This window comes from uncultured Tateyamaria sp., assembly GCF_947488715.1.
Classification (GTDB): Bacteria; Pseudomonadota; Alphaproteobacteria; order Rhodobacterales; family Rhodobacteraceae; genus Tateyamaria.
This window is the reverse complement of the sequence record NZ_CANLAG010000001.1, coordinates 362,707-382,917: the sequence shown is the minus strand read 5'-3', so window position 1 is coordinate 382,917 and position 20,211 is coordinate 362,707. Positions and strand designations below refer to the sequence as shown.

At 62.2% G+C, this 20,211-nt stretch carries 22 protein-coding genes; 15 read left to right on the top strand and 7 right to left on the bottom strand.

Going from position 1 to position 20,211, the window contains the following annotated elements:
• Positions 1 to 7: 7 nt before the first annotated feature.
• Positions 8 to 823, bottom strand: coding sequence for a 4-hydroxy-tetrahydrodipicolinate reductase (gene dapB / locus Q0936_RS01855; RefSeq protein WP_299297677.1), 816 nt, complete (start codon positions 821 to 823; stop codon positions 8 to 10).
• Between the two features lie 87 nt (positions 824 to 910).
• Here dapB and rbfA point away from each other — a divergent pair, with 87 nt between their 5' ends.
• From rbfA to Q0936_RS01795, 12 genes are all read left to right on the top strand, one after another.
• A complete protein-coding gene (gene rbfA, locus Q0936_RS01850; protein WP_299139078.1) occupies positions 911 to 1,306 on the top strand; it encodes a 30S ribosome-binding factor RbfA in 396 nt (131 codons plus the stop codon).
• On the top strand, positions 1,303 to 2,040 hold the full coding sequence (locus Q0936_RS01845) for a phosphodiester glycosidase family protein (protein WP_299297676.1): 738 nt from the start codon (positions 1,303 to 1,305) through the stop codon (positions 2,038 to 2,040). The genes rbfA and Q0936_RS01845 overlap by 4 nt, the downstream gene beginning before the upstream one ends.
• Before the next feature lie 53 nt (positions 2,041 to 2,093).
• Positions 2,094 to 2,999, top strand: a complete 906-nt coding sequence (gene truB / locus Q0936_RS01840; RefSeq protein ID WP_299297675.1) for a tRNA pseudouridine(55) synthase TruB — start codon at positions 2,094 to 2,096, stop codon at positions 2,997 to 2,999.
• 184 nt (positions 3,000 to 3,183) lie between these two features.
• Entirely contained in the window at positions 3,184 to 3,690 is a 507-nt protein-coding gene (locus tag Q0936_RS01835; protein ID WP_299139084.1) for a hypothetical protein, read from the top strand.
• A 102-nt stretch (positions 3,691 to 3,792) separates the two neighbouring features.
• Positions 3,793 to 4,308 (top strand): DUF1643 domain-containing protein, encoded by a 516-nt coding sequence (locus tag Q0936_RS01830; RefSeq protein WP_299297674.1) that lies wholly within the window; start codon positions 3,793 to 3,795, stop codon positions 4,306 to 4,308.
• Positions 4,309 to 4,438: 130 nt separating this feature from the next.
• Positions 4,439 to 5,431 (top strand): calcium-binding protein, encoded by a 993-nt coding sequence (locus Q0936_RS01825; protein WP_299139089.1) that lies wholly within the window; start codon positions 4,439 to 4,441, stop codon positions 5,429 to 5,431.
• A 144-nt stretch (positions 5,432 to 5,575) separates the two neighbouring features.
• Positions 5,576 to 5,845 (top strand): 30S ribosomal protein S15, encoded by a 270-nt coding sequence (gene rpsO, locus Q0936_RS01820; protein WP_299139091.1) that lies wholly within the window; start codon positions 5,576 to 5,578, stop codon positions 5,843 to 5,845.
• Positions 5,846 to 5,912: 67 nt separating this feature from the next.
• A complete protein-coding gene (locus Q0936_RS01815; RefSeq protein WP_299297673.1) occupies positions 5,913 to 6,755 on the top strand; it encodes a DMT family transporter in 843 nt (280 codons plus the stop codon).
• Between the two features lie 10 nt (positions 6,756 to 6,765).
• Positions 6,766 to 7,287 carry a hypothetical protein gene (locus Q0936_RS01810; protein ID WP_299139095.1) on the top strand — a complete coding sequence of 174 codons (522 nt, stop codon included), beginning with the start codon at positions 6,766 to 6,768 and terminating at the stop codon, positions 7,285 to 7,287.
• Between the two features lie 232 nt (positions 7,288 to 7,519).
• Positions 7,520 to 9,655: a polyribonucleotide nucleotidyltransferase gene (gene pnp / locus Q0936_RS01805; RefSeq protein ID WP_299297672.1), complete on the top strand. Its 2,136-nt coding sequence runs from the start codon at positions 7,520 to 7,522 to the stop codon at positions 9,653 to 9,655.
• Between the two features lie 106 nt (positions 9,656 to 9,761).
• Positions 9,762 to 10,643, top strand: a complete 882-nt coding sequence (locus tag Q0936_RS01800) for a glycosyltransferase family 2 protein (RefSeq protein ID WP_299297671.1) — start codon at positions 9,762 to 9,764, stop codon at positions 10,641 to 10,643.
• Between the two features lie 2 nt (positions 10,644 to 10,645).
• Positions 10,646 to 11,848 carry a rhamnan synthesis F family protein gene (locus Q0936_RS01795; protein WP_299297670.1) on the top strand — a complete coding sequence of 401 codons (1,203 nt, stop codon included), beginning with the start codon at positions 10,646 to 10,648 and terminating at the stop codon, positions 11,846 to 11,848.
• Here the strand turns inward: Q0936_RS01795 and Q0936_RS01790 are convergent.
• On the bottom strand, positions 11,845 to 12,495 hold the full coding sequence (locus Q0936_RS01790; RefSeq protein WP_299139107.1) for a peroxiredoxin: 651 nt from the start codon (positions 12,493 to 12,495) through the stop codon (positions 11,845 to 11,847). The two genes, Q0936_RS01795 and Q0936_RS01790, sit on opposite strands and share 4 nt — an antisense overlap.
• 124 nt (positions 12,496 to 12,619) lie before the next feature.
• Here Q0936_RS01790 and Q0936_RS01785 point away from each other — a divergent pair, with 124 nt between their 5' ends.
• On the top strand, positions 12,620 to 14,059 hold the full coding sequence (locus tag Q0936_RS01785) for an aldehyde dehydrogenase family protein (RefSeq protein WP_299377827.1): 1,440 nt from the start codon (positions 12,620 to 12,622) through the stop codon (positions 14,057 to 14,059).
• Between the two features lie 107 nt (positions 14,060 to 14,166).
• Here the strand turns inward: Q0936_RS01785 and Q0936_RS01780 are convergent, their stop codons facing one another.
• Together Q0936_RS01780 and merF are read right to left on the bottom strand one after the other, a co-directional pair.
• Entirely contained in the window at positions 14,167 to 14,391 is a 225-nt protein-coding gene (locus tag Q0936_RS01780; protein WP_299297434.1) for a GDCCVxC domain-containing (seleno)protein, read from the bottom strand.
• The gene (gene merF, locus Q0936_RS01775; protein WP_299297432.1) at positions 14,367 to 14,576 is read right to left on the bottom strand and encodes a mercury resistance system transport protein MerF; all 210 of its coding nucleotides are present in this window, start codon (positions 14,574 to 14,576) and stop codon (positions 14,367 to 14,369) included. Before merF ends, Q0936_RS01780 begins: the two co-directional genes overlap by 25 nt.
• Before the next feature lie 89 nt (positions 14,577 to 14,665).
• Between merF and Q0936_RS01770 the strand changes: the two genes are divergently transcribed.
• Positions 14,666 to 15,067, top strand: coding sequence for a helix-turn-helix domain-containing protein (locus Q0936_RS01770; RefSeq protein ID WP_299297431.1), 402 nt, complete (start codon positions 14,666 to 14,668; stop codon positions 15,065 to 15,067).
• Between the two features lie 212 nt (positions 15,068 to 15,279).
• On the opposite strand, the gene Q0936_RS01765 is transcribed toward Q0936_RS01770, so the two are convergent.
• Complete coding sequence (locus tag Q0936_RS01765) at positions 15,280 to 15,927, bottom strand: RluA family pseudouridine synthase (RefSeq protein WP_299297430.1); 648 nt, start codon at positions 15,925 to 15,927, stop codon at positions 15,280 to 15,282.
• A gap of 106 nt (positions 15,928 to 16,033) precedes the next feature.
• Here Q0936_RS01765 and Q0936_RS01760 point away from each other — a divergent pair, with 106 nt between their 5' ends.
• Positions 16,034 to 16,828: an alpha/beta fold hydrolase gene (locus tag Q0936_RS01760; protein WP_299297429.1), complete on the top strand. Its 795-nt coding sequence runs from the start codon at positions 16,034 to 16,036 to the stop codon at positions 16,826 to 16,828.
• Here Q0936_RS01760 and rarD read toward each other — a convergent pair.
• Together rarD and Q0936_RS01750 are read right to left on the bottom strand one after the other, a co-directional pair.
• The gene (rarD, locus tag Q0936_RS01755) at positions 16,825 to 17,715 is read right to left on the bottom strand and encodes an EamA family transporter RarD (RefSeq protein WP_299297428.1); all 891 of its coding nucleotides are present in this window, start codon (positions 17,713 to 17,715) and stop codon (positions 16,825 to 16,827) included. The genes Q0936_RS01760 and rarD overlap by 4 nt on opposite strands.
• Before the next feature lie 46 nt (positions 17,716 to 17,761).
• Positions 17,762 to 20,209 carry an FAD-dependent oxidoreductase gene (locus Q0936_RS01750; RefSeq protein WP_299139118.1) on the bottom strand — a complete coding sequence of 816 codons (2,448 nt, stop codon included), beginning with the start codon at positions 20,207 to 20,209 and terminating at the stop codon, positions 17,762 to 17,764.
• Positions 20,210 to 20,211 lie beyond the last annotated feature (2 nt).

The window sequence follows — 20,211 nt, the reverse complement described above, 5'->3', positions numbered from 1 at the left end:
GAGCGGATCACCGCTTCAATCCCAGCACATCCAGCATGTCATATTCACCCGGCACCTTGTCCTGCGCCCAGAGTGCCGCGCGCAGCGCGCCCTTGGCAAACAGCGCCCGGTCCGTCGCCATGTGCCGCAAAACAATCCGCTCGCCCGCCCCGGCAAACAGCACCTCATGCTCGCCCACGATGTCGCCGCCACGCACCACGGAGAATCCAATATCGCCGCGTGTCCGCGCCCCGGTGATCCCGTCGCGCGCCGCATCGCGCACTTGCGCCAGATCCACGCCACGCCCCGCAGCCGCTGCCTCACCCAGCATCAGCGCCGTCCCAGACGGAGCATCAACCTTGTGGTGATGATGCGCCTCGATGACTTCAATGTCGAAATCCTCGTCGAGCGCTGCGGCCACCTGTTTGGTCAATTGCACCAACAGGTTCACGCCGAGGCTCATATTGCCAGCCCGCACGATCGGGCAGTGCCGCGCTGCGGGTTCCAGCTGTGCGATCTGCTCATCCGTCATGCCGGTGGTGCCGATGATATGCGCCGCCCGCGCCTGTGCTGCGATCTTCGACAGGGCAATCGTGGCCTCGGGTGCCGTGAAATCAATCACCGCCTGCGCCCGCGCCATCGGCTCCAGCGGATCGTCAAAGACCTGCGCACCCAGCGCAGCGCCGCCCATGGCCACGCCCACATCCTGCCCGACCCAGTCATGCCCCGGACGTTCCAGCGCGCCGACCAGCCGCATCTTGTCGCTTTCCATCACCGACCGGATCAGCATCTGGCCCATCCGTCCCGACGCACCCGCAATCACGATACCCGGCAGTTCTGTCATGTCCCTCACCCCTTTTGGCGGTTTCCCGCTGTCCTAGCGCGCGCAGGCCCGCTTGGCAAAGGGGGGCCGCTGACTTAGATGGGTCACATGGCAAAGAACAAATTCCATGACGGCCCCGGCCCCTCGCAACGTCAACTGCGCGTGGGCGAACTGATCCGCCGCACCCTATCCGAGGTGCTGGCGCGCGGCGACGTGCATGACCCCGACCTCAACCGCATGTCCATCACCGTGGGCGAGGTGCGCACCTCCCCCGATCTCAAGATCGCCACGGCCTATGTCCTCCCCCTCGGCGGGCAGGGACAGGACGAGGTGCTGAAACTACTCGCCCGCAACAAGAGCGAGCTGCGCCGCGCCGTGTCCAAGAAGCTGGCGCTGAAATTCGCGCCTGACCTGCGTTTCCAACTGGACGAGACCTTTGACCGCATGGACGACACCCGTCGCATGCTGGGCCAGGACGCGGTGCGCCGCGACACCGAAGCGTGATACGTGCCGCCCTTCTGGCGTTGATCGCATGGACTGCCCCCGCCTGGGCCGCCACATGCGAAAACGTGCGCCATGACGGCACTGGCTATACCATCTGTGAGGTCGATCTGACGACCGAGGACCTGCGCCTGTTCCTCTATGACGAGGCGGGCGATGTGCTGGGCCAGTTTGGCGCGGTAGACCGGAGCCTGCGGGCTGAGGACAAGACGCTGGGCTTTGCCATGAACGCGGGCATGTATCATGACAACCGTGCGCCCGTTGGACACTATGTCGAGGACGGCACGGAACTGATGCGCGTCATCCCGAATGCAGGCCCCGGCAATTTCGGCCTGCTGCCCAATGGGGTGTTCTGCATCCGGCCGGGCCGCGCGGACGTGATCGAAACGCTGCGCTTTCAACGCGAGGCGCCCGCCTGCGCCTACGCCACCCAGTCGGGGCCGATGCTGGTGATCGACGGAGATCTGCACCCGCGGTTCCTGCCCGACAGTACCTCGCGCTATGTGCGCAACGGCGTCGGCACCAGCGCCGATGGCACCCGCGCCGTGTTCGCCATTTCAAACACCACCGTGACGTTCCACCAGTTCGGGCGGCTCTTTCGCGATCACCTGAAACTGCCGAATGCCCTTTTTCTCGATGGCAACATCTCGCGGCTCTATGCGCCCGACCTGAACCGCAGCGACATCGGCTTTGCCATGGGGCCGATTGTCGGCACCGTGACCGACCGCACAGATTGACAAGCCCGCGCGCGCTGCGCTAGGCGGCAGCCCTTACGCAAAACGGGGGCGACATGGGCCGCACACGCAAAGGGCGCGATATTTCCGGGTGGCTGGTGGTGGACAAACCCGCCGGGCTGACCTCGACCGCTGTGGTGAACAAGGTCCGCTGGGCGCTTCAGGCCAAAAAGGCCGGGCATGCCGGGACGCTCGACCCCGATGCCACCGGTGTTCTGGCCGTCGCACTGGGTGAGGCGACCAAGACGGTGCCCTACATAACCGACGCGCTCAAGGCGTACCGATTTGTCGTGCGGCTGGGGCAGGCCACCAACACCGACGATGCCGAGGGCGAGGTGATCGCAACCTCAGACGCGCGCCCCACGGATGACCAGATCAAGGACGCGCTTGCCCCCTTTGTCGGGGACATCATGCAGGTCCCGCCCAAGTTCTCCGCCGTCAAGATCGACGGCCAGCGGGCCTATAAACTCGCCCGCGACGGCGAAGACGTCGACATCGCCGCCCGCCCCCTCTGGGTCGAGGAACTGGTAATGACCGACCGGCCCGACGCCGACCACGTGGAGCTGGAGATGATCTGCGGCAAGGGCGGCTATGTCCGATCCATCGCGCGCGATTTGGGCGCCGCACTCGGGTGTCACGGCCACGTGCGCGAGTTGCGCCGCATCTGGTCGGGGCCCTTCGAGGCCAGCGAGGGCCTGACCTTTGACCGGATCGAGGCCATGGCCCAAACGCCGGAGCTCGACACCCACCTGCGCCCCACCGCCGAAGGGCTGGCAGATCTGCCCGAGGTCAAGGCCACGCCCGAGGGCGCCGTGCGCATGCGCAACGGCAACCCCGGCATGGTTTTTGCATCAGACGTAGAATATGGCGACGAATGCTGGGCCTCGCTCGACGGTGTGCCAGTGGCCGTAGGCCGCTACAAAGCGGGCGAGTTGCACCCCGCACGGGTGTTCAACCTCTGAACCTTCGGGCGCATTGTAACAATTCCCGTCGCCGTCACCCTGCGTCACCGACGGATTCGCACCGAATTGTTACAGTCTCGCCATCCAAGATCAGCCCTCCGTGAGGCGGGCTGACACTTTGGGACCATATGGTCCATATCTCTCTCATCAAAACGTCCATACGACTTTCAAGAGAGAGACTGACATGACACCTATCACACTCCGCACCGTCGGCACTGTTCTCACCGCAGGCGCCTTTGCCACCATCGCCTTTGACGTCTTCGGTCAGGCGCTCAGCCCGCTCTTTGGCTATGCCAAGCTGGCGCCGGTGGGCCTCGCCGGTGCCTCGATCAAAGCCATTTTCGGCGCCAACCCCTCTGGTGCGGCTTACTTGCTGCACGCCCTGACGGGCCTCGTGTTCTATGCCGTGGGCTGGTTCGCGGTTGCACGTCCGCTGCAACTGGCTGTTGCGCCCCGCCTGCACTGGTCGCTGACGGCAGTGGCCTACGGTGTCGCCCTCTGGGTCTTTGCCCTCTACGTCATGGCGCACCTTGTGACCGGCAACAAACCGTTCCTCGGCTTTACCGGGATCACCTGGGTCGCCTTGTGGGGGCACATCGTCTACGCCCTGATCGCCGCCGGCATCATGGAAGCCAAGGGCGCTGTCCTTGACCTGCGCCGCGACACCACCGTCGCTGTCCCAGCCGAATAATTCAAACTACCACTCACGCGACAACCGGGGTCGCCGCTTATGCGGCGGCCCCTTTTTGCGCGCCGGTTGCGCGCCCGGTAGCGCAATGGCAAACAGTCTTCCATGATCACCCGCACCCACACCAAGGGCGACGCCCCGTCCACCGCCGTCTATTCCGACTGCGAACGCTACCGGTACAGCCTGACACGTATCTGGGACCCGGCAGGACAGCGGGTGAACTTTGTCATGCTGAACCCGTCCACCGCGACCGAAGTCCAGAATGACCCAACAGTCGAACGCTGCGAACGGCGCGCACGCACGCTGGGGTTTGGCAGCTTTGCCGTGACCAATATCTTTGCCTGGCGCGATACCGATCCCCGTGCCATGCGGGCCGCAACCGACCCGGTGGGCCCCGACAATGACGCCGCCATTGCCGAGTGCGCTGGTTGGGCAGACCAGGTGATCGCGGCCTGGGGGACACATGGCGCGCATCTGGGCCGGGGGGAGACGGTTGCCACGCTGTTGCGCGGTATGGATCGCCCCATTTACCATCTGGGTTTGTCCAAGGCCGGACACCCCAAACACCCGCTATACCTGCCCTATAGCCAACAACCCCAAACATGGTCCGCCACTGTTTGAAATACGCCAAATTTTGTGGATTTCCTTTACCGGACGTTAACCAATTGTCCGAAAACGCTTTGCGTCCGACACCTGAGTCGCCGTATCTTTCCCTTGGGTAGTTGTGCCCAAACGTATTGGGAACGAGTGGATGTTGTGGCTTGCAGGTTTGATGGGACTGATGGCGGTCGGCGCGGTTGGCGTGATCGACATGGGTGGCGAATCGGACGACGAAGAAACGGTCGAAACTACATCCGAATCCACGGATGAGGCAGAAGCGCCCTCGGACGCCGTGGACGCCGCTATGTCGGATGAACCACAGGCGGCGGCGCAAGATCCCGCGCAAACTTTTGATCAAAGACCCGCAGACACCCTGACACTTGGCACCGATGGTGATGACGCCCTGACCGGATCAGATGCCGGTGACACGCTCTATGGCGAAGATGGCAACGACACGATCGACGGCGGCGACGGCAACGACACGCTGCACGGCGAGGACGGCACCGACCAGATCGACGGCGGCGCGGGCGATGACGTCATCACCGGCCACAATGGCGACGATATGCTCGCCGGCGGCGACGGCGATGACACGATGCAAGGGTCCGCCGGAGCAGATGTCCTCAAGGGCGGCGATGGTGATGACGCCGTGCATGGCGGCTTGGACAATGACACCCTCGTGGGTGGCGACGGCTCCGACAGCCTCTTTGGCGGGTGGGGCGACGACTATGTCAGCGGGGTCGAGGACGACCCGACCACAGCCGCGATTGACGACATTGACCAAGGCACTGACTACCTGAACGGTGGCGGCGGCGACGACACCATCGTTGCAGGCGAAAATGACATCGTCACCGCGGGCGACGGCGAAGACACAATTGTGGCTGGCACATGGATCGGCCAAGGGAACGCGGCAGACATCATCGACTTTGACGCCGAGGACGACAACATCCTGTTGGTCTACGATGACGCAGCTGGTGACGCGCCGGATGTATCCCTGCAGCCTGATCCCGACGATCCCAACACCACCCAAGTGCTGATGGACGGTATCGCCGTGGCCAATGTGTTGAACGGTGCCGAGATCACGATCGAGGATATTGCGATCATGCCGCTCAGCCTCGCGCAGTCGGCAGGGATGGCCCCGGTCTGATCCACGGATCAGTTTTGCTTTGCCATCGCGGCGAATCTCTCCTATACGCGCGCATCCCCAAGGGCTGCTTTGGGGCAAATGGCCCTGTGCTGGACGACATCCCGGCCTGCGGCGTCTCAACTCGAACCTGAAAAGGAGATCCCGATGTCGATCACTGCCGAAGAAAAAGCACGCGTCATGAAGGAATACGGCACCAAGGACGGCGACACCGGTTCGCCCGAAGTCCAGGTTGCCATTCTCAGCTCGCGCATCGCGACCCTGACCGAGCACTTCAAAACCCACAAAAAAGACAACCACGGCCGCCGTGGTCTGCTCAAAATGGTGGCACAGCGCCGCAAGCTGCTGGACTACCTGAAAGCCAAGGAAGAAGCGCGGTACACCGACCTCATCAAACGTCTGGGCCTGCGCCGCTAAACCGCGCGCGACAGCCAAACGATCAATCGCACCCCACGGGGTGCGATTTGCGTTTCGGGGGTATGGCATGTTGATCACTGGCCTTCTGGTCCTCACGGCGACCACCTGCATCGTGTTGGGCGATGCGGCAGGCAAGGCACTGACCGAGGCGGGGTTTGACCCGTTCTTTGTCGCGTGGACCCGGTTTGCCTGTGCCGCCATCGCACTGGCCCCGTTCTGCGGTTTGACCAGCGACAGCCTTCGTGTTCTCCTCGACAAGCGTGTGATCCTGCGCGCGGCCCTGATCGCCGCGGCCATCAGTTCGATCCTGACAGCCCTCAGCACGACGCCACTGCCCGACGCCTTTGGCGCGTTTTTCATCGGGCCGGTTGTTGCCTTCGTCCTGTCCGCCCTTTTGCTCGGGGAAACGCTGGGCCGTGGGCGTAGCGCGCTGCTCGCCCTTGGCTTTGGCGGTGTGCTGCTGGTGGTAAAGCCCGGTTTCGGCCTGACCCCCGGCATTGGCTTTGCGCTGCTTGCGGGTGTGCTCTACGGGTGTTTTCTGGTGGCCACCCGGTGGCTGTCGGGCGCGGTACGTCCTCGCCTGCTGCTCTTTTCCCAACTGCTCATCGGTGCCATTCTGTTGACGCCTCTGGGGGCCACAACCGTCTTGCCACAGATCACACCGGGCGCGGCTCTCCTGGTCCTTGCCAGTGCCGCAGGGTCTGCCATCGGCAATTTCCTTCTTGTCTGGGTCAGTCGCACAACTCCGGCCAGCATCGTGGCCCCGCTGATCTACACGCAACTCATCGCGGCCACGGTCGTTGGGGCGACGTTCTTTGGTGACTGGCCCGATCTGCTCACGCTGGCAGGGCTGTGCATCATCCTCGCTTCCGGGCTTGGGTCCCTTTGGCTTGGGCGCACCGCGCGCTAGGTTTCACAGCATGCCCGACCTGCCACGCCTCGCCCTCTCTGTCCGCCAACCCTCCGCATGGGCCATCATCGCGGGACACAAGCCAATCGAAAACCGCACAATGGGCGCGATCCGCGCAGGCAGGATGGGGCCGGGACGCATCGCCCTGCACGCGGCCGCCGGACTGAAAGAGGAAGAGTTCAGATACCTCTACTGGCGTCTGGAAAAACATGGAGTCGAATGCCCCCACCCCGCCGACCTGCCACGCGGTGCCATCATCGGCACAGTCGAGGTGACAGGGATCATCACCCAAAGCGACAGCCCATGGTTCGGCGGAGCCGCAGGTCTGACATTGACAGACCCCGAACCCTGCGACCCGATCCCCGCCCCCGGTGCGCTCGGCTACTTTGAATGGGCGCCTGGCGGCACACTCGCCCCGCCCACCCGCTGGATGCAAAACTGGGGCACGGCAGCCCCCGATGCGCAAACGAACGACCTGTTCCCCGACGCCCCCATCGCCTTTGCCAAACCACCCGCAAAACCCTGGTCCTGACGCGCAGAGGGGTGGCGGGTGGGCGCCTTTGCGCCAGCAAACAGTCCACCCCCACCCCGCGCAGATTGACCCACCCGGCGCACTGCGCTTCCCAAGGGGCCGCATCTCGTGTATGGCCGCAAAATCTGAAAGCATGGCGCCCGGACCTCAGCGCCCGCAAAAGAAGATACAGGGGTCAGGGGGAATACGCCCCCTATGCAAATGGCCAATCGGGCCAACTTAGGAAACCTAGATGTTCAACGAGACGAAAAAATCCATGCAGTGGGGCGAAGAAACGCTCACACTGGAAACCGGCAAGGTTGCCCGTCAGGCAGACGGCTCCGTGATTGCCACGCTGGGCGAAACCAGCGTCATGGCCAACGTGACCTTCGCGAAAAAACCAAAACCCGGCCAGGACTTCTTTCCCCTGACCGTCCACTACCAGGAAAAATACTACGCCGCGGGCAAGATCCCCGGCGGTTTCTTCAAGCGTGAGGCCCGGCCCACCGAGAAAGAAACATTGACCGCCCGCCTGATCGACCGTCCGATCCGGCCACTGTTTGTCTCCGGCTTCAAGCACGAAGTGCTGGTGATGTGCACCGTGCTGTCGCACGATCTGGTCAACGACCCCGACATGGTTGCGATGATCGCCGCCTCGGCTGCTCTGACCATTTCCGGCGCGCCCTTCATGGGTCCCATCGGGGCCTGCCGCGTTGGCTTCGAGGATGGCGAATACATCCTGAACCCCACCGTCGACGACATGCAGGACCTGCGCCTGAACCCCGAGCAACGCCTCGATCTGGTTGTTGCCGGCACCAAAGACGCCGTGATGATGGTGGAATCCGAAGCCTACGAACTCTCCGAGGCTGAAATGCTGGGTGCGGTGAAATTCGCCCACGAACAGTTCCAGCCCGTGATCGACCTGATCATCTCGCTGGCCGAAGATGCCGCCAAAGAGCCGTTTGACTTCCAGGCGCCTGACTACAGCGACCTGTCCGCCGCCGTCAAAGCCGCAGGCGAGACACAGATGCGTGCCGCGTTCGCAATCAGCGACAAGCAAGAGCGCACCACAGCTGTTTCCGAAGCCCGCGCTGCCATCATGGACGCGCTGACAGACGAGCAAAAAGAAGACCCGAACCTCGGTTCCGCGATGAAGGGGCTCGAAGCTTCGATCCTGCGCGGTGACGTGGTCAAAACCGGCACCCGCATCGACGGTCGTAAAACCGACGAAATCCGCGACATCGTGTGCCAGACGGGCCTCCTGCCCCGGACGCACGGCTCGGCGCTCTTCACCCGTGGTGAGACGCAAGGCCTCGTGGTCACGACGCTGGGCACCGGCGATGATGAGCAATTCATCGACGCCCTGCACGGCAACTTCAAATCGAACTTCTTGCTGCACTACAACTTCCCCCCCTACTCGGTGGGTGAAGCGGGTCGCGTGGGCCCTCCCGGCCGCCGCGAAATCGGTCACGGCAAACTGGCATGGCGCGCGCTGCAAGCCGTCCTGCCTGCCTCGACCGACTTCCCCTACACTGTGCGTCTGGTGTCGGAAATCACCGAATCCAACGGCTCGTCCTCGATGGCTTCCGTCTGCGGCGGCTCGCTGTCGATGATGGACGCGGGCGTTCCGCTGAAATCGGCGGTTGCCGGTGTGGCCATGGGTCTGATCCTCGAAGAAGACGGCAGCTACGCCATCCTGTCCGACATTCTGGGTGACGAAGACCACCTGGGCGACATGGACTTCAAAGTGGCAGGCACCGAAAACGGCATCACCTCGCTGCAGATGGACATCAAGATCGCAGGCATCACGCCCGAGATCATGGAAAAAGCTCTGGCCCAAGCCAAAGACGGCCGCATGCACATCCTGGGCGAGATGGGCAAATCCATCACCGGCGCGCAGGAATTCAGCGTGCACGCACCGCGCATCGAGACCATGCAGGTGCCCACGGACAAAATCCGTGAGGTCATCGGTTCGGGCGGTAAAGTGATCCGTGAAATCGTCGAAGTGTCGGGCGCCAAGGTCGACATCAACGACGACGGCATCATCAAGATCGCATCGCCCAACGGCGACTCGATCAAGAAAGCCTACGACATGATCCACTCGATCGTGGCCGAACCCGAAGAAGGCATGGTTTACACCGGCACCGTCGTGAAGATCGTCGACTTCGGCGCCTTCGTGAACTTCTTTGGCAAACGCGACGGCCTGGTGCACGTCAGCCAAATCGAAAACCGCCGCTTGAACCACCCTTCGGACGTGTTGAAGGAAGGCCAAGAGGTCAAGGTCAAGCTCTTGGGCTTTGACGATCGCGGCAAGGTCCGCCTGTCGATGAAAGTCGTCGATCAGGAAACCGGCGAAGAGATCAAGAAAGAAGAGCCTGCCGAAGAGTAATCTCGGCACGGTTCTACGTATCAAGGCCCCGGTGGAAACGCCGGGGCCTTCTTGTTTCTGCAAGCGGTCTGTGGTTTCAGACCCTGACCATTGTCCAAGGCCCGCCATGCCCACACTCAGCGACATCCAGATCGTGACCGTTGCCTACAACAGTACCGGGGTGATCGGTGACATGCTCGCCTCTGTCCCGAACGGGGTAAAGACCGTGATCGTGGACAATGCCAGCACCGACGCGGATGCGTTGCGCACGCTGGCGGACAAGCACGAGGCGCAGGTGGTCACAAGTCCGGTCAACCGCGGCTTTGGCGCAGCATGCAACATAGGTGCCGCGATCGGCGACAGCCCCTATCTGCTGTTCCTGAACCCTGATGCTCAACTCGGCGATGGGTGCCTGCAAACCCTGCTGGCCGCAGCCACTGCACAGCCGGAGGCCGCCGCTTTTGTGCCTAATGTGCGCGACCGCCGGGGACGGCCTGCGTTTCGACGTCGCTCAAATCTCTTGCCGCGTTCATCCTGGTGGACCGGTTCACCACCTGACGCCGACACTGACGTCCCGCTGCTGAATGGGTCAGCGGTGTTTGTCTCCCGTGCACGTTTTGATGCAGTAGGCGGCTTCGATACCGACATCTTCCTCTACCACGAGGATGACGATCTGTCCCTGAGGCTGGCAGCCTTGGGGCCCCTTCGTTTTGTCCACAATGCGGTGGTTCACCACGCCGAAGGGCATGGCAACGCGCGCACCCCTGCCTCCGCCGCGTTCAAGGCATGGCATATGGGTCGCAGCCGCGTTTACGCCACCGCCAAACATGGACGACCCGCGCCCTTTCTGTCGTCCCTCAAGGCAGCACTGGCCCAGCTCGCCTCACCCTTGGCCTGGACCTCCAAGCGCAAATGGGCCAAGCAAATGGGCTTCTTGCGCGGCATCTTGTCAGCGCGCTCCGATGGCGGGCGTGGCACCCGACACCCCGATAGCAGCGGCAAGGTTTGAACATGGCGTCCCTCCCTTTCTGGAAAATCCAGCGCGAACTGTCTCGATTTGGCCGTCAGCTGGCCGCGGCCCCCGGCAACATATGGCGCTATTGGACCGAACGCCCCTTCTACGACATGGTCACTGCGCGCCAGATCAGGGTGAGTGAAGGCGGCATCCCCTCTTCGGACAACGTGGCGCTGTTCCTGGTCTTTCCCGCCGATGGCATTTTGCAAAGCCACCTGCACAGCCTGCGCTGGCTTACCGACAACGGCTATGCGCCGCTCGTCATCTCAAACGTGCCTCTGACGGACACTGACCGTGCGGCCCTGCATGACCACGCATGGCAGATCCTTGAACGGCCCAATGTCGGCTATGATTTCGGCGGCTACCGCGACGGCATACTGTCGCTGGCTGACCGCCTGCCGTCTCTCAAACGGCTGGTGATCGTCAACGACAGCGCATGGTTCCCCATGCCCGGCACCGATGGTTGGCTGACCGAGGCCGAAACCAGCGGATATGACGTGGTCAGCGCCAGCTTTCACTGGGGTATTGCTCGCGTCGACACCGAAGATTTCCGCGACATCCGCTGGGAATTCAGCACGGACGACCGGAATTTCCACTACGGTTCGTTTGCGCTGTCAGTAGGCGCAAATGTCCTGCGTGACCCCGCATTCCTGGGCTTTTGGAAGCATTACCGCCTGACCGGCGACAAATCCAAAACGGTCCGCCGCGGCGAAACAGGTTTCAGCCAGTGGATCTTGCGCAGCGGCTACAGCCATACGGCCACGCTCGACCTAACCACCTTGGACACTGATCTGGCGGCCATGCCAGACGATCAGGTGATCGACCTCGCGCAGAAACTCATCTTGCATGAGGACATGCTGATGCGCGGCAAAAAGCTTGAAGTACTGGCCGGACCAGACGGGCGTGATCCGAAAACCCTGATCCCGCTCATCCTGACGTCCATTGCCCGTCAGGGTGTGTCGTATGCCCTGCCGCATCACATCATAAGAGCCAAGGGCTATCCGTTTCTAAAGAAGTCACCGCTGTGGGCGTGCCCCGACACTCAATCAATCATGCTGGATTTTATCGACGGGATCACGGGTGACCAGGGCCCGGACATTCAGTCCGAGGCCGAGGCACTCGTGGCAAAGCGGCGTGACCGGCTTCAACCTGACATCACGCCGCTTTACGAAACACGCCTTGCGCTGCGGCGGCGCTAGCTCGGCGCTTTGGTCTTGCGCAGGTAGGGCAGCACGGTCTCGAATTCGCCGAACTTCGCCTTCGCATCTTCGTTCGACACAGATGGCGGGATGATCACGTCTTCGCCCGGCACCCAGTTGGCCGGTGTTGCAACGCCCTTTGCCGACATCTGCAAACCGTCCAGCGCACGCACAATCTCGGCAAAGTTCCGGCCAACAGTCATCGGATAGGTCATCGACAGCTTCAACTGCTTGTCGGGGCCAATGATAAACACAGACCGCACCGTGGCACTGTCTGCAGGTGTGCGACCATCGGGCAGGTATGCCTCGGCCGGCAGCATGTCAAAGGCCTTGGACACTTCCAGACCTGCGTCAGCGATGATCGGGAAACCGGCCTTGGCGCCTGAGACCTGCTCGATGTCGCCCTTCCACTTCTTGTGGTCCTCGACCCCGTCCACAGACACGCCAATCACCTTGGTGCCGCGCTTTTCCCATTCGTCGGCCAGTTGTGCCACAGCGCCAAATTCCGTCGTGCAGACGGGCGTAAAGTCCTTGGGGTGCGAAAACAGGATGGCCCAGCTGTCGCCGACCCAGTCATGCAGGGAAATCGTGCCGTGGTCCGTTTCGACCGTCAAATCGGGGATCGTGTCGTTAATGCGCAAACCCATGGTGTCCTCCGTCGGGATAATGTCGTCAGATGCAACCTAAGTGATCCCGCGCCTCATTTCATCCCCCGTCTTGTCGCCAGCCTCGCCCGGTGCCACAGTCCACCCAAATCTCAGGGAGACACCCATGCTCGAAAAACGCGATTTCTACATTGGCGGCCAGTGGGTCGCCCCGATGAACGGCACCGATCACCACGTGATCGACCCCTCAACCGAAGAGCCCACGGCGGTGATTTCACTGGGTGGTGCTGCTGACGCTGAGGCCGCGATTGCCGCCGCCAAATCAGCATTCCCCGCGTGGATGGCCACGCCGGTGGAAGACCGCATTGCGTTGGTCGAAAAACTGATCGAGGTCTACCAGACCCGTGGCGAAGACCTTGCACAGGCCATGTCCGCCGAAATGGGCGCGCCCCTCGACATGTCGCGCAGCCAGCAGGTCGGCGCAGGCACCTACCACCTGAAGAACTTCATCCGCGCGGCCAAGGCGTTCGACTTCAACCGCCCCCTCAGCGACCGCGCCCCAAATGACCGGATCATCTACGAGGCAGTGGGCGTCGCAACCCTCATCACGCCCTGGAACTGGCCGATGAACCAGGTCACGCTCAAGGTCGGTGCCGCCGCCATCGCGGGCTGCACCATGGTCCTGAAACCGTCCGAGGAATCGCCGCTCAACGCCATGATCTTTGCCGAGATGATGCACGAGGCGGGCTTCCCCCCCGGCGTCTTCAACCTCGTCAACGGCGACGGCCCCGGCGTGGGCACCGTGCTGTCCGGCCACCCGGATGTCGACATGGTCAGCTTTACTGGATCATCCCGCGCGGGTCGTCTGATCTCCAAGAACGCCGCCGACACGCTCAAACGCGTGCACCTTGAACTGGGTGGCAAAGGGGCGAATGTCATCTTTGACGATGCCGATGAAAAGGCCGTCAAACGCGGCGTGCTGCACATGATGAACAACACGGGCCAGTCCTGTAACGCCCCCTCGCGCATGTTGGTGCAACGCGGCAAATACGACGCCGCCGTCGAAGAGGCCGCCGCCGTTGCGGGCAAAGTCACGGTCGGCCCAGCAACCGACGAAGGTCGCCATATCGGCCCCGTCGTGAACGAGGTGCAGTGGACCAAAATTCAAGACCTGATCCAAAAGGGCATCGATGAAGGCGCCAAGCTCGTCGCCGGTGGCACGGGCCGCCCCGAAGGCTTCAACAAGGGCTTCTACGTCCGTCCCACCGTCTTTGCCGACGTCAACAACAACATGACCATCGCCCGCGAGGAAATCTTTGGCCCCGTCCTGTCGATCATCCCTTTCGATACCGAAGAGGACGCCGTCGCAATCGCCAACGACACCCCCTACGGCCTGACCAACTATGTCCAGACGCAAGACGGCGCGCGCCTGAACCGCATGGCACAGGCGCTCCGCTCCGGCATGGTCGAAATGAACGGCACCTCCCGCGCGGCAGGCTCGCCATTTGGCGGCATGAAACAGTCCGGCAACGGGCGCGAAGGCGGCATCTGGGGCATCGAGGATTTCCTCGAAGTCAAAGCCGTCTCAGGCTGGGCCGCCGAATAACCCGGTCAGGCGAGGCGGTCCTCGCCTGACCTTTTAGGGGACGTGAGCACAGGAATAACCGTTTTCAGCCCTGTCGTACCGGCTTGGTGCAATCTTTCAAAAGTCAGCTATGCGCAGCACGACTTGCCTTCTTGGATCGGAGGGCAAGGCACTGTTGCGTATGAGCAATACACGCAACAGTCACCTTTCAGCGGTTTCAAAACTGTCTGACAAGACTTGCATTCATAAAACCACTGGCAGGCGTCGGTAGGCATAATCTCTGTCTCCGCATGCCCGCAAGACGGACAAGTCAGCGTGGACTCCAAAACTACTTTTGTTTCTTCTGCCGCCATAGCGCGTACCCCGTCAGTATGAGAAATCCTGCCAAGATCGGCAGCAAAACAGCATCGTTGTAGAGAACGCCAAGCAGGCCAGTCAGACCAAGTGTTGTCAGCGCAATCGGCAACAACGGCGTGAAACAGCAAAGGACTGCGAGGATTGTTCCGCTCACTCCAAGTGCTAATAGCTTGTTCTTCATGGTTAAACTGGGTCAGTCTCTGTTATTTGAATTGCGTTTACGTCCGTTCTGCTCTTCTAATTCCTGTAGTGGCTACAGGAGCAAACAAAATGTTCACTATCGGCAAGGCGTCTGAGCAAAGCGGCGTGAACATCGAAACGATCCGTTACTACGAGCGTGAAGGCATTGTCCCCAAGCCGGGTCGGTCGCCGGGAGGGCGTAGGCTCTATTCAACCGATGAAATTGCAAAATTGAGGTTCGTACGGCGGTGTCGAAACTTGGGATTCCCAATCTTGATCATCCAAACCTTTCTGTCTCTGACGATAGAAGATGATCGAAGTTGCGGTGAAGTGAAGGCCTTGGCCGAAAACCACTTGGATGAGATCAACGCTAAGATCGAAAACCTGACACGCCTCCGCGAAGCACTTCTTGGCCTATCAGCGAACTGCGATGACGGTACTGCCACTTGTCCGATGCTGGATGCTCTCATGAAAGATGGTTTTTACGCGTAGATAAGAGCAAAGCGGACGTCAAATTGGCCTCCGAGAACGGCAGCAAAGACCGTAAAGCCGCAATTCCGAAATCAGCCGTTACTCTCCCATCCTGAGCTGAGTTGACCCTCCAAAGCGCAATCATTCTGGTCAGATACGGTTTCAAAGCGGTGCACAAGCGCGCCATCGCCTCGATTTCCCGGACGTTGGCGCCACCCAAACGGCGCTACCGCTCAGAATGGCACAGGCGCGCGGAACCGCATCATGCGTCCCGAATCCGGGTGCTTGATCTTCAGCTCTTCTGAATGCAGCATCAGACGCTCGAAATCGCGCGCCGTCCCGTCCGCATAAAACGGATCGCCCAGGATCGGATGGCCCAAAGCCTGCATGTGCACCCGCAACTGATGGCTCCGCCCCGTCTGCGGCATCAATCGCACGCGCGTCTCGGTGTCCGTATCGCGCAGCACCCGCCAGTCGGTCACCGCCGGTTTGCCATTCTCGTGGTCCACATGCTGCTTTGGCCGGTTCGGCCAATCCACGATCAACGGCAAATCCACGCGCCCGGTCTTGGGCGTCAGCCGCCCCCAGACCCGCGCCACATAGGTCTTTTTCGCCGCCCGCAATTCGAACTGTTTCGACAGGAACCGTTGCGCATGGGGCGTCAGGCCAAAGACGATCACGCCGCTTGTGTCCCGGTCCAGCCGGTGCACCAGCAACGCCTGCGGCCACACCGCCTGCACCCGCGCCATCAGACAATCGGACAGGTGCGCGCCCTTGCCCGGCACGGACAACAGGCCCGACGGCTTGGATACGGCCAGCATCTCTGCATCGTCGTGCAGCACGTCGAGCGGATCATTGGGCGGGTCATAGTTGCTGTCCATGCGTCCGCCTCTCAAATGCGCTGACCAAAGGCAAGCCCCATCACGTTTCAGAGAGACCGATGGCGCAAGGATTGCCTGCGCCGTGCTGTCGTGTTCGGTGGGCGGCATGAAATACATTGTCGCCCTGCTGCTCGCCATTCCGACCTTTGCCATGGCCCAGTGCGGGCCCGACGCCGCCTGTGAGATCGACGGGGGCAGCTATCACATGATCGCGCCAGTGTCGGACGATCCAGCCCCCGCGCTCGTGTTTTTTCATGGGCACAACGCGACGGGTCAGATGATTTTTCGCGGCGGGATCAAATCGGATTTCGCCGATGCCGGATATGTGGTCATCGCCCCGAACGGTACGCCCATCGAGGGGCGGCAAACCCGCCGCTGGGCAGGGCGCGACGGGGCGGGACGCGATGATGTGGGCTTTGTCCTTGATGTGATCAAGGACGCGCAAACCAAGGCCAATATCGATCCCGACCGCGTCTATGTCGCGGGCTTTTCCGCCGGCGGGTCCATGGCATGGCTGATGGCCTGCAAGGAGGCGGAACATTTTGCCGGCTTTGCCTCGATCTCGGGCGCGCTGCGGGAACCCAATGACACCACCGATTGCCCCAACGCGCCAGTGCGGTTCCTGCAAATCCACGGATTTGCCGACAATCAGGTCCCGTTCGAGGGGCGCGCCATCCGCGACTGGCATCAGGGCAGCCTCTGGGACAGCCTGTCGCTGGCCCGCAGCGCCAATCAGTGCCGCACCCATCCCGACACCATCGACATCGGCGACCGGTTCCGCTGCCGCACATGGAACGACAGCTGCAAAAGCGGCGCGATCCGGTTCTGCGAACATGACGGCGGTCACGGCATGCCACGCGGCTGGACGACCCTCGCACGCGATTGGTTCGAAGGGTCTTAAGCCCGGCGCATCTCGCGCAGCATCGACACTGAATAGATCACCAGTGCCGCCCAGATCATCGGAAAGGCGATCATCCGCGCCTGCCCGAACGGCTCTTTGAACACCACGACAGCGCACAGGAAAATCATCGTCGGCGCGATGTATTGCAGGATTGCGATGGTGGTCAGCCGCAGCCCCTTGGCGCCGTTGGCATAGAGGATCAGCGGGATCGCCGTGACCGCGCCGCACCCCAGCAACAACCAATTCGTGGAGGCATCACCCACCATGAACGTCCCTTGCCCACTCACGCCCAGCCACGTGACATAGGCCAGCGCCGGGATCAGCAGGATCAGCACCTCAAGCAGAAAGCCCTGGTTCGGCCCGATGGGCAGCTGTTTCTTGGCCAGCGCATAGAACCCCCAGGACACGGTCAGCCCCAGCGCGGCCCACGGCACGACTCCCGCTGAAATCGTCAGCACCGCCACCGCACAGGCCGCCAGCCCAATCGCCACCAACTGCGCGCGGGTCAGCCGTTCGCGCAACAGCAGCGCACCCAGCGCCACGGAAAACAGCGGGTTGATGTAATACCCCAGCGCCGCGTCCAGCGTGTGCCCGCTTGTGATCGCCCAGACGTAGATGCCCCAGTTCACCGTGATCAGCGCCGCAGTGACGCACGCCATGGCCAGCATCCGCGGATTGCGCAGCGCCGCCATCAAATCACCGGTCCGGCGCAGCAGGATCAACAGAACCGCCGCAATCGGCACCGACCAGATGATGCGATGCGCCACCACTTCGGCCGGGCCGATATGGCTGAGCATCTTCATATACAGCGGCAGAAATCCCCACAGGAAATAGGCCGACAAGGCAAAGCCAAGCCCTTGCGGGGTATCACCGGTTGGCTGCGACATGAGGGAGGTCCTTTCCGGTCCTCCCTAGCACCCTGTCAGGGCCGCGTCACGCCTTCACACGCTCCGATTTCGGGTCGTACATCGGTTTGAGCGATGCCTCGGCCCGCACCCGCGTGCCCGCCACGTCGATCTCGTAGGTGGACGCCAGAACATCCGCCGCCGTCTCGCTTTTGCACGGGACATAGCCAAGGCCCATCGCTGCACCCAGATGGTGACCATACGCCCCCGAACTGAGATAGCCCACGATCTCGCCATCCCGCACAATCGGCTCGTTGTGATACAAGAGCGGCTCGGCATCGGTCAGCTTGAATTGCAGCATCCGGTTCAACAGGCCCTCGTCCTGCTTGCGCAGCACCGCGTCGCGCCCGATGAACGACGGCTTGTCCTTCTTGACAGCAAAGCCCAGCCCCGCCTCCATCACGTGGTCTTCGCATGTGATGTCGTGACCAAAGTGGCGGAACCCCTTTTCGATCCGGCAGGTGTCCATCATGTGCATCCCGCACAGTTTCATCCCCATGCCTTCGCCCGCCGCGTGCAGTGTCTCGAACACATGTGCACACTGGTCCGCGCTGACATAGACCTCCCAGCCCAGCTCGCCCACATATGTGACGCGGTGGATGCGGGCGAGGCCCATGCCGATCTCGATCTCCTGCGCGGTGCCAAAGGGGTTCACGTCGTTGGACAGGTCCGCCGGGCTGACCGCGTTCAACAGATCGCGCGACTTTGGCCCCATGACGGCCAGTACGCCCTCGCCCGCAGTGACATCCGTGATGACCACGTTGAAATCACCCACATGACGCTGCATCCAGGTCTGGTCCGCCAGCCGCGTGGCCGCCGGTGTCACTACCAGATAGGCAGTTTCGGTCAGACGGGTCACAGTCACATCCGCCTCGATCCCGCCGCGGTTATTCAGGAACTGGGTGTAGACGATCTTGCCATTCGGCACCGAATAGTTGCCGCCACCCACATAGTTCATGAACGCCTCGGCATCGCGCCCCTCAACCCGGATCTTGCCAAAGGACGACATGTCATACATGCCGACATTCTCGCGGATCGCGCGGTGTTCCTCGGCCACGTTGTCAAAGAAGTTCTGCCGCGCCCAGCTGTATTCATATTCCGGCGTCTGCCCGTCCCGCGCAAACCAGTTGGCGCGTTCCCAGCCCGCCAGCTCGCCCATCACCGCGCCGTGCTGCATCAGGTGGGCATGGAACGGCGTGCGCCGCACGCCCCGCGCTGTTGCCTTCTGGCGAAACGGGAAGTGGTCGGCATAAAGCAGACCAAGCGTCTCGGTCGACCGATCCGCGAGATAGCTCTTGTTGCCCATGAAAGGCTGCATGCGGCTGATGTCCACATCGCCCAGATCGAACGGCTTGTCGCCGTCCTCCATCCACTGCGCCAGCGCCATGCCTGCGCCACCTGCTGACTGGATCCCGATGGAGTTGAACCCGCAAGCGACCCAGACATTGTCCATCTCGGGCGCGAGGCCCAGGTGGTAGGCGTCATCCGGCGTAAAGGATTCTGGCCCGTTAAAGAACGTGTGGATCCCCGCCTCTGCCAGCATCGGCAGACGGTTCACCGCCGCCTCAAGGATCGGCTCGAAATGGTCAAAGTCTTCGGGCAGCTGGTCAAACTCAAAGTCGCGCGGGATGCCGTCGATGGCCCAGGGTTTGGCGTTGGGCTCAAAGGCGCCCAGCAGGATCTTCCCTGCATCTTCCTTGTAATAGGCGCATTCGTCCGGGATCCGCAGGACCGGCATCTGTTGCAGGTCCTTGATCGCCTCCGTCACGATGTAAAAGTGTTCGCAGGCCTGTAGCGGCACGTTCACACCCGCCATCTTGCCGACCTCATGGCCCCACATGCCCGCGCAGTTGACGATCATGTCGCAGGCGATGTGGCCGTCGCTGCCATCCTCGCCTTTCCAATCCACACCAGTGACCTTGCGGCCCTCGCGGACGATATTGGTCACGGCCACCCGTTCCTGCACCTTGGCGCCGCGTTGCCGCGCGCCCTTGGCCAGCGCCAGCGCGATGTTGGCCGGATCGCCCTGCCCGTCGAGCGGCAGGTAGACGCCCCCGGTCACATCCTCGATGTTCAGATGCTCATAGCGGGCCTTCACCTCGGCGGGCGAAATCTCCTCGACCTCGACGCCAAAGGCGCGGGCCATGCCCGCCTGTCGGCGCAGCTCTTCGAGCCGCTCACCGGTCAGCGCAGCGGTGATCGAACCCACGCGCTTGAACCCGGTGGCCACACCGGTTTCCGCTTCGAGATCACCGTAAAGCTCTTGGGAATAGCGGGCCAGCTTGGTCATGTTCGCGGTCGCGCGCAGCTGCGCGATCAGACCGGCGGCGTGCCAGGTCGTGCCGGATGTCAGCTGTTTGCGCTCCAGCAGCACGACGTCTTTCCACCCCAGTTTGGTCAGGTGGTAGGCGACGGAACACCCGATAACACCGCCGCCGATAATGACGACGCGGGCAGAGGTGGGAAGGTCAGGCATGT